This is a genomic window from Streptomyces sp. NPDC031132, from assembly GCF_055570595.1.
Genome location: NZ_JBVIGX010000024.1, coordinates 107,298 through 115,785, shown reverse-complemented (window position 1 = coordinate 115,785; position 8,488 = coordinate 107,298). Strand labels below are relative to the sequence as shown.

At 74.3% G+C, this 8,488-nt stretch carries 4 protein-coding genes and 2 pseudogenes; 4 read left to right on the top strand and 2 right to left on the bottom strand.

Annotated elements, in window-relative coordinates; genetic code table 11:
- The first annotated feature begins 148 nt into the window (after positions 1-148).
- Both ACZ49B_RS28365 and ACZ49B_RS28360 read left to right on the top strand, forming a co-directional pair.
- Entirely contained in the window at positions 149-1,459 is a 1,311-nt protein-coding gene (locus ACZ49B_RS28365) for a sensor histidine kinase (protein ID WP_468311277.1), read from the top strand.
- A complete protein-coding gene (locus ACZ49B_RS28360) occupies positions 1,447-2,115 on the top strand; it encodes a response regulator transcription factor (RefSeq protein WP_468311275.1) in 669 nt (222 codons plus the stop codon). The genes ACZ49B_RS28365 and ACZ49B_RS28360 overlap by 13 nt, the downstream gene beginning before the upstream one ends.
- Before the next feature lie 176 nt (positions 2,116-2,291).
- Here ACZ49B_RS28360 and ACZ49B_RS28355 read toward each other — a convergent pair.
- A pseudogene (locus ACZ49B_RS28355) lies at positions 2,292-2,906 on the bottom strand (glycosyltransferase 87 family protein); the annotation flags it as partial.
- Positions 2,907-3,432: 526 nt separating this feature from the next.
- Complete coding sequence (gene metG / locus ACZ49B_RS28350) at positions 3,433-5,148, bottom strand: methionine--tRNA ligase (protein WP_468311273.1); 1,716 nt, start codon at positions 5,146-5,148, stop codon at positions 3,433-3,435.
- A 520-nt stretch (positions 5,149-5,668) separates the two neighbouring features.
- Between metG and ACZ49B_RS28345 the strand changes: the two genes are divergently transcribed.
- Complete coding sequence (locus ACZ49B_RS28345) at positions 5,669-6,190, top strand: RNA polymerase sigma factor (protein ID WP_468311271.1); 522 nt, start codon at positions 5,669-5,671, stop codon at positions 6,188-6,190.
- Between the two features lie 794 nt (positions 6,191-6,984).
- A pseudogene (locus ACZ49B_RS28340) lies at positions 6,985-7,704 on the top strand (IclR family transcriptional regulator domain-containing protein); the annotation flags it as partial.
- Positions 7,705-8,488: the final 784 nt, after the last annotated feature.

The window sequence follows — 8,488 nt, the reverse complement described above, 5'->3', positions numbered from 1 at the left end:
CATCAACAACCCCCCCGGGTGGTTCCCGAGGGTTTGTCCTGGACCCCCGCCTCCCCCCCCCCCCCCCCCCCCCCGACAACGCGGCGAGGTGCGGCACCAGACGCCGCGGGCCAGGCAAGACCTTGCGGACACCCCCTAGGCTGACCGGATGTCCGAACCCGCCGCCACCGAGGAGCCGGCTGCCGAGCCGCCGGTCGCCGTCTGGGCGGCGCTGAAGCGGCCGGTCCGCTTCCTCGGCTCCTGGTGGCCGTGGCGCTGCTGGTCGTACCTCGGCAGCGGGATGCTCCTCGGGTACGGGGTCCTGCTCGCGCTGGCGCTGCTCCTCGGGCTGGGGGTGCTGCTGGCCGTCGCCGGGATCGGGTTGCTCCTGCTGCTGGGCGCCGTGGCCGGCGCAGTGCCGCTCGGGCAGTTCGAGCGGTGGCGGCTGCGGTGGGTGGAGCCCGCCCCCGTGCCGGATCCGCACGTCTCGCTCGCCGGGGCCGGCACCGCCGCCTGGCTGCGGACCCGGCTGCGCGAGCGGGCCACGTGGCGGGAGCTCGGGTACGCCGCCCTGCTCGGGCCGGTGTTCGCCGCGGCCGGCTTCGGGGTCGTCACGCTGCTCGCCTTCTCGCTGATCCTCGTGGCGAGCCCGGTCGTCGTGTGGACCCTCGCCCCGGAGACCGTGATGCTGGTCCCCGGCAGGCCGGTCTCCGGCCCGCCGGAAGCCCTGGGCGGTACCGCCGTCGGACTGGCCGGGCTCGTGCTGGCCGCGTACGCCGGAGGCCTCCTCGCGGGAGCCCAGGTGAAGACCGCACGGCTGCTGCTCGGGGCGCGCGAGGAGGACGCCCGGGTGCTGGAGCTGACCCGCTCCCGGGTCCGCCTCGTGGACGCCTTCGAGGCCGAACGGCGGCGGATCGAGCGGGATCTGCACGACGGCGCCCAGCAGCAGCTGGTCGCCCTCAGCATGACCCTCGGTCTCGCCGAGCTGGAGCTGCGCAGGGTGCCGCAGGCCGCCGACGCGGCCGAGCTGGTGGCCCGGGGCCGCGGCGAGGCACGGCTGGCCCTGGAGCAACTGCGCGACCTCGTACGGGGGATCCACCCGCAGGTGCTCACCGACCACGGGCTCGCGGCGGCCGTCGCGGAGGTCGCGCTGCGCCACCCCGTGCCGGTGACCGTGGACCTGGACGTGCCCCGGCTGCCCGAACCGGTGGAGATCACCGCGTACTTCACGGTCACCGAAGCCCTGGCCAACGCGGCGAAGCACAGCGGCGCCTCGCACATCGGGATCGCCGGTAGGGTCGACGGGGGCCGGCTGACTCTCTCCGTCACCGACGACGGCCGCGGCGGGGCGGATCCCGGCGCGGGAGCAGGCCTGGCGGGTCTCGCGGACAGGGTGGCGATGTTGCAGGGCAGGCTGGTGGTGTCCAGCCCGGTGGGCGGTCCGACCGAACTCCGGGTGGAGGTGCCGTGCTCCGGCTGATCCTCGCGGAGGACTCCGTCCTGCTGCGCGCCGGGCTGACGGAACTCCTCACCCGCAGCGGCCACCACGTCCTCGCCGCCGTCGGGGACGCCGAGGAGCTGATCCGGGCGGTGGAGGCCGAACGGCCCGACGTCGTCGTCACCGATGTCCGGATGCCGCCCGGCTTCCGCGACGAGGGCCTGCGCGCCGCCCTCGAACTGCGCTCCCGGGACGGCTCGTTGCCGGTGCTCGTGCTCTCGCAGTACGTCGCCACGGCGTACGCGACCCAGCTGCTCACCGCCGGGGCGGCGGCGGGCGGCCCGGCCGGGCTGGGCTACCTGCTCAAGGACCGCGTCGGCGAGGTGGCGGAGTTCCTCGACGCCCTCGAACGGGTCGCGGGGGGCCACACGGTCATCGACCCCGAGGTGGTCCGGGTCCTGCTGGGCCGGCAGGCGGCGGACCGGCCCCTCGCCCGGCTCACCCCGCGCGAACGCGAGGTGCTGGCCCTGATGGCCGAGGGCCTCAACAACCAGGCCTTGGCGGCCCGGCTGTTCGTCACCGAGGCGGCCGTCGTCAAACACGCGAGCAGCATCTTCATGAAGCTGGACCTCGACCCGACCGAGGGCAACCGCCGTGTGCTGGCGGTGCTGGCCCACCTGCGCGGCGCGGAGGGCTGACCCTGGGCATACCGGCCCGCGGAGCCGGCCACGATGCGGGAGAACCCGGGAGCGGTCACCGAGCGCGCCCAGACCACCAGCAGCACCGGCAGCGCCAGGTAGCCGAAGCGCCCGGCCGGGGCGAGCAGGAAGGCCAGCGTGAGGCCGATCGCGAGGCGGTCCGCCGCCGCAACGAGCGTGCGCGGCGGCCGCACCGCCAGTGAGACCGCGACCGCCAGACCGCCCACCGCGAGCAGAGCCACCGTCAGCCACCAGCCCCAGGTGCCCAGTTCGGCCAGCAGATGTCCCGGCAGCGGGCTGCTCGCCGGGGTGGGTACCTCCGCGCGCCCGGTCGGGAAGGCGAACACCTGCCGTACCGTCTCCTCCGGCTGGAGCAGCGCGCTCGGCAGCACGAGCGCGGCCGTGCCGAGGACCGCCACCCCGGCGCAGCGCACCGCCGCCCGACCGCCCCGGCAGGCCGCGAGCAGGGCCACCGCCACGGCGACCGCGGGCAGCGCCGTCCACTTCAGCGCGCACGCCCCGGCGAGGGCCGCCCCCGCAAGCACCGGGCGCCCCGCCGCGGCCGCAGCCAGCGCCAGGCAGCACAGCCCGGCCAGCGGCAGGTCCACGCCGCTCACCGCCAGCGGCAGCGCCACCACCGGCGAGGCCACCAGCACGGGCACCAGGGGCGACCGCGCCCCGCCGAGCAGGCGGCGCCCCGCCCACATCCCGCCGAACAGGACCGCCGCACACCAGATCCGGGCGTCGCCCAGCCGTCCCAGCACCGTGTGCGGGATGCCGAGGGCCGCCATGCCCGGCAGGTACGGCGTGTACTCGTCCACTCCCGCGGGCTGGTCCACGTACATCCGCCCGGTCTCCAGCAGCAGCCGGCCGGAGCGTTCGACGACCATCACCTCGGACTGCCCCCGGCCGGTCAGCACCAGCCACAGCAGCGGGACGGCGACGGCTCCCACGAGGGCGGCCGCGACGGCGGCCCGCGGCCGCCGGACGGTGAGCGCCGCGGCGCACAGGTAGCCGGCCGCAGCGCACCAGCCCCACAGCCGGTGCGGCCCGAGTGGGGAGAAGAGCGGGAAGGACAGCGCCCAGGCGGCCGCCACGAGCCAGCCGGTCGCCTGAAGGGCGGCGCGGACACTACGGGAAGGGGTCATGGGCCCATTCCAGCCGCGCACCCCCGGCCGGGTCTGCCCACCCAGGTGGACACTTCGGGGTCGGGTTTCCCCTACCACCCCGCGTCCGCGCAGGGGGAACGGGGGTACGGGGGTACGGCGAAGGGGCGCGACCCCGGGAGGTCGCGCCCCTTGGCCCGGGCGGGGGAGGTCAGCCGGCCTCGGTGCCGCCGAAGCGCTCGCGGTAGGACTCCAGGTCCTCCTCGGTGACCCGTGCGAAGAGCACCGGCGGCACGGTGAACGGCGTACCCGCCGGGACCGCGTCCAGCGACTTGGCCTGCTCCGGGGTGACCCACGTGGCCGTGTCGTCGGCCAGCGCGAACGAGGAGCGCATGGCGCGCGCCGAGGCCGGGATGAACGGCTCCGATACCACCGAGTAGAGGTGGATCAGGTTCATCGCGGTGCGCAGCGTGAGCGCCGCGCCCTCCAGGTCGGTCTTGACCTCCAGCCAGGGGGCCTTCTCGTCGAGGTACGCGTTGCCGGCCGACCACAGGGCGCGCAGCGCGGCCGCGGCCTTGCGGTACTGGAGGGACTCCATGTGGCCCTCGTACTCGGCCAGGAGCTCGGCGATCTGCTCGCCCAGCTTGGCCTCGACCTCGCCGGCCGGGCTGCCCGCCGGGACCTCGTCGCCGAACTTCTTGCGGGAGAAGGTGAGCACGCGGTTGACGAAGTTGCCGAGCGTGCCGCCGAGGTCCTTGTTGACGGTGGCGGCGAAGTGCTCCCACGTGAACGACGAGTCGTCGGACTCGGGCGCATTGGCGATGAGGAAGTAGCGCCAGAAGTCGGCCGGGAGGATCTCCAGCGCCTGGTCGGTGAAGACGCCGCGCTTCTGCGAGGTGGAGAACTTGCCGCCGTAGTACGTCAGCCAGTTGAAGGCCTTGACATAGTCGACCTTCTTCCAGGGCTCGCGGGTGCCGAGCTCGGTGGCGGGGAACATCACCGTGTGGAACGGGACGTTGTCCTTGGCCATGAACTGCGTGTAGCGCACGTCCTCGGCCTCGTACCACCAGGACTTGTAGTCGCGGGTGGCCGGGTCGGCGTCCGCCCACTCCTTGGTGGAGGCGATGTACTCGATCGGCGCGTCGAACCAGACGTAGAAGACCTTGCCGTCGGCGGCCAGTTCGGGCCACGTGTCGGCCGGGACCGGGACGCCCCAGTCGAGGTCGCGGGTGATCGCGCGGTCGTGCAGGCCCTCGGTCAGCCACTTGCGGGCGATGGAGGACGCCAGCTGCGGCCACTCCTCCTCGTGCTCCGCGACCCAGGCCTCGACCTCGTGCTGGAGCTTGGACTGGAGGAGGAAGAGGTGCTTGGTCTCGCGGACCTCGAGCTCGGTGGAGCCGGAGATGGCCGAGCGGGGCTCGATCAGGTCCGTGGGGTCCAAGACGCGGGTGCAGTTCTCGCACTGGTCGCCGCGGGCCTTGTCGTAGCCGCAGTGCGGGCAGGTGCCCTCGACGTAGCGGTCCGGCAGGAAGCGGCCATCGACCGGCGAGTACACCTGCCGGATCGCGCGCTCCTCGATGAAGCCGTTCTTCTGCAGCTGCCGCGCGAAGTGCTGGGTGATCTCGGCGTTCTGCTGCGAGGAGCTGCGGCCGAAGTAGTCGAAAGACAGCTCGAAGCCGTCGTAGACCGCCTTCTGGGCGTCGTGCGCCTGCGCGCAGAACTCGGCGACCGAGACGCCGGCCTCCTTGGCGGCGAGCTCGGCGGGGGTGCCGTGCTCGTCGGTGGCGCAGATGTAGAGGACGTCGTGGCCGCGCTGGCGGAGGTACCGGGAGTACACATCCGCCGGAAGCATCGACCCGACCATGTTGCCCAGGTGCTTGATCCCGTTGATGTAGGGAAGCGCGCTGGTGATCAGGTGTCGAGCCATCCTCGGATGCTCCATTTCATCTATGCGGTGACAACGTGACGTGACGGATTGTGATGCGGTTCATCGTATCGAACCGACGAAAGGCCACGGGCCGCATTTCTTCGGGGTGGACGTAACGCAAAAGCGAGGGAAGTGACCTCTCCGTCACGGCCCTCGCAGTGGGCCCATGCTACAGCCGGACCGGATCACCGCGGACCGGTGTCCGGGCTTCGGCCGGGAGGGCCCGCCGGTGCGGCCGTCCTGGCTGGTCACAGGGCGTACGCCGGTGCATGGCGGCCCGGCTTGGCCCCGGCATATGCGTACGCGCGGAGTGGGCCCGCAGGTGATCGAAGTCGGTCACGCGCCGATCATCACCGAACGTAATCTCTCGAGGTCTCTCTTCTGCGCCCCTCGGGTGCGCCCGCACTGCCAGGCTGTCCGCGCACAGGGGATGAGGTGAGGTGGAACGGTGAGCGATGGCGGACCAGAGGAGTCCGGTGGGGCCGTGGGACTGCCCAGCCGACGGCGGCGGCCGACGCCCATGAGTCAGTGGGACCCGACGGCACGCCTGTCGTACTGGGCCTTCCACGCCAACCGGCGGCCCTCGTACATGCGTTTCGCGTACCTGCAGCTGGGCTCCGACACGGCTGCCGAGGACGCGGTGGACGCCACCTTCGACTCGATCATGAACGAGTGGTTACGAATGCTCCACATGGACCGGCTCGACGCCTACGCCTGGACCATCCTCAAGCAACGGCTGGTCGACCGGCAGCGGCGGCGCAGCACCTGGCCCGAACCGATGGACATCAGCGCCTTCGAGGCCGCCCTCAAGGAGGCCCACGCCGACCAGTACGAGGTGCTGACGGACACCATCCGCTTCTACTCCGCCGTGTCCCGGCTCGCCGAACGCCAGCGCGACGCCGTGCTGCTGCGCTACGGGCTCCAGTGCACCCCCGGCGAGGCCGCCTCCGTGATGGGCGTCGACGAGGCCACCGTCCGTTCGCAGCTCGGCCAGGCCCACCGGCGGCTCGCCCGCCTGCTCGACACCTCCGCCGAATCATGAGGCGGCGCGAGGGCAAGGAGGAGCGCGGCGGCGATGCCACCCGCCGCTCCCTGGCCGAGTTCCTGACCCGGGCCGGGGTCCGCGACCGGTACCCGCACTACGACCTGGGCGCGGCCGAGGCGCGGCTGCTGCGCGCCGCCCGGGGGCAGGCCGCCGCGGCGCCCTCCCGGCGCCGGGCGTACGGGTGGAGCGACCCCGCGCGGGACTGCCCGCTCAACTCGGAACGGGCCCGGCGCGACCTGAAGGCCGTCTGCCTGGCCGCCGTGTGCACCCCGAAGGCCGAGGCCCAGCTCACGGCCTTCGTCGAGAGCGGGCACACCGATCTGGCCGGGGCGGTCGTCTTCGGCTGCCTGCTCCACCTGGCCGGGCTGCGCGAAGGGGCCCGCTTCTGGTGGCAGTTCGCCGCCGGTTCCGGGCGAGCGCGGACCGCGGCGGCCGCGTACTGCCTGTTCCTCGACCACTCCCGGCGCGGAGAGCACCACGACGCCCGGGTCTGGGCGCGCGAGCTGGGCCGGCGCGGGTTCCGGCCGGGCGGCCGGCGGGATCTGCGCGAGGTACGGCTGTGCGCGCAGGCGACGGTCCTGCGTTACGTCGAGCAGCTCGACGATCCCGATCTGGGCCCGGTGCCGCTGCCGAGGCCGGGACTGCCGTCGGCGCTGGACGCCTTCCGGCCGGCGCCGCCGGTGGTGGCGGCGTCCCCCGAGCAGACCCGGCTGGGCGCGGGACCGCTGCGGCATCCCGCGCTCGCGTCGGCGGCGCGCGACGGCCGCCCCCGGGCCGGGACGAGCGAGGCCCTGGCGCAGGCGCGGCGCGCGCTGGCCGTCGTACGGGTCCTCGAGAAGCACCCGCTGGGGGTGCGGGCCGGCCAGCTGGGGCGGGAGGCCGGTCTGGCGGAGGCGGAGCTGCGGCCGCTGCTGGCGATGCTGTGCGAGGAGGAGTACGCGTACCGGCCGGGCGCGGGCGTGTACGCGCGCGGGCCCGCCCTCGACCGGCTCGCCGCCCCCGGCGGCAGTGGGCTGGCGGGCCAGCTCCAGCGCACCCTGGCCCTGGCCCGGGACAGCGCGGGCGCCGCGGTGTACCTGAGCCGGTATGCCGAGGGGGAGGTCCGGATCACCCAGATGGCCGACGGGCCGGGGGCGCCGCCGGTGCAGGAGTGGGTGGACTTCAAGGCCGCGGCGCACGCCAGCGCCGTCGGCAAGTGCCTGCTGACGCAGCTCGACCACGACCGCCGCCGCGACCACGTCGCCCGGTACCGGCCGGCTCGGCTCACCCCGCAGACGATCACCGACAGCCGGGTGCTGTTCAGCGCGCTCGACGCGCTGGCTCCGGGCGCGCCGGTCTTCGACCTGCGCGAGTACTCGCCGGGGGTCGTCTGCTCCGCCGTCCCGATCGCCACCGGAGACGCAGCGGGCAGCCTCGCGCTGTCGCTGCCCGCGAACCGGGCCCACCGGCTGCCCGAGGCCACGGAGGCCCTGCGCCGCAAGGCCGTCCCGGTGCTCCTGGCGCTGCTCCTGTCGGGAGCCATCCCCCCGGACGTGCCGGCTGCCGCGGAGGCCCCGGACGCCGAGGAGACCCCGCCGACCCCCGCCCCCCTCCCCCGTCCGTCGCACGTCACTCCGGAGACCCTCCGCCACCTCCGCAGCCTCTTCCGCACCCCGCTGACCCGCGCCACGCCGTCCCCCGCCGGTCCCCACCTGGTCAGCGACACCGCGGCGGAGGCGGCGTACTTCTTCGACCCCCTCCCGGAATCCGGCCCACCCCGCCTCGCCCTCCCCCTCACCTTCGCCCCCCTCACCCCGGGCACCCTCCCCCAGTCCGAAGGCCTCCTGGTCCTGGGCACCTGACCCACACAACCGCCCACCCCCCTCCAGCCCCGCCGCCCCAGAAGGCCGCGGGGCCCACGGCCTACCCACGCCGTTCCGGCCCCGCCGCACCCGAGGCACGGGGCCGCTACCCCTCCCAGCCGCCCCGCGCTCGAGTCGCGGCGGCCGTGCCCTTTCCCAGCCCCGCCGACGAATTGAGGCGCGGGGCCCGGCAGCGGCGCCGCAGACGCGAAGCGTCCGGGGCCGTGCTCCTACCCAGCGCCGCCGGCGATTGAGGTGCGGCGCCCGGCAGCGGCGCCGCAGACGCGAAGGATCCATGGCCGTGTGCCCCTACCCAGCCTCGCCGGCGCTTGAGGCGCGGGCCCCGGGGGGGCGGCCCCAGCCGCCGAACCCCAAACACAAAAAGCACTCATCGTGCACCAGGAAACAGAGGAAAGAAAGGGGGGGGGGAGAGAAGACCACCCCAAGAGCGTCC